This window comes from Castellaniella caeni NBRC 101664 (assembly GCF_001592225.1).
GTDB classification, from domain to species: Bacteria; Pseudomonadota; Gammaproteobacteria; order Burkholderiales; family Burkholderiaceae_B; genus Castellaniella; species Castellaniella caeni.
The window spans coordinates 1-1,008 of the sequence record NZ_BCWN01000052.1 but is presented as its reverse complement, the minus strand read 5'-3'; the positions used below and the strand labels follow the sequence as shown (position 1 = coordinate 1,008).

General features: G+C 58.6%; 1 protein-coding gene. It reads right to left on the bottom strand.

The features are described from left to right. Positions 1-962: IS630 family transposase (locus CCA01S_RS15045; protein WP_066459948.1), on the bottom strand; the 962-nt coding region annotated here is incomplete at its 3' end. Between the last annotated feature and the right edge of the window lie 46 nt (positions 963-1,008).

The following is a 1,008-nucleotide window of genomic DNA, read 5'->3' as shown; positions in this document are numbered from 1 at the left end:
CGCAAGGCGCCCAGGGCAAGCTTACGCATCTGCTCTTTGCTCTGAACCAGCTGCCCGCTGACCGCGCGTTTGACATGAGCCCAGACCACCTCATCAGGATTGAGCTGCGGGGCGTATGGTGGCAAATAGTACAGGCGCAGCATCCCATCGAGACTTGCCACGTAGTCCTTGACCATCTTCGCCTTGTGAATCGAATGGCCATCCACGATCAGGAAAATCGGCCGTGTGGCTCCGATCATCAAGCGCTTGAGAAACGTCAGGAACACCGTGGCGTTGACCGAACCATCGTGCAGCATGAAGCGAAAGTCGCCGCTTGTGCCTACCGCAGAGAGCATGTTCAAAGAAAAACGCCTGCCCGTGGCTGCCACCACCGGCGTCTGCCCCTTGGGTGCCCAGGTAGTGCCGGTATGGTAGTCCGAACGGATGCCCGACTCGTCGGCAAAGTAGATGAGCGCTCCCAGACGCTTTGCCTCGGCGCGCAGCGCCGGGAAGGTCTTCGTCTCCCACTCACCCACCAGCACAGGGTCTTGCTGCCAGGCTTGGTACAGAGGCTTTTGCGCGGTAAAGCCCAGCACCTTCATGATCCGGTGCACGGTGGAGACGGCCAGGCGCGTGCCAAATTCTCGCTCGATCAAGTGACTGATGAGCGCAAGCGTCCACAGCCCAAACTCGAACTTCAGTTGCTGCGGCGTATTCTCGCGCACCGCGCGCGCAATCCACGCCATCTGTTCAGGCGTCACTTTCGATGGTCGCCCCGGTACGGGCTTGGCAAGCAGTGCGTTTTGACCGCCGTCGGCAAAGCGCGCAAGCCAGCGAAAGACACTGCGCTCGTTCAGGCCGTATGCGGCAGCGACACTGCGCACACTTTGCCCATCGCGCACCGCTTTGACGGCCTGTTGGCGCATCACTTGCAGCGTGTGATGGTCCAGCGCCCGACCATCCGAATCTCGTTTACATTTCATGCTCAAGATTATACTTGAATATGACTTTATTTAGTGAAAAATTAGT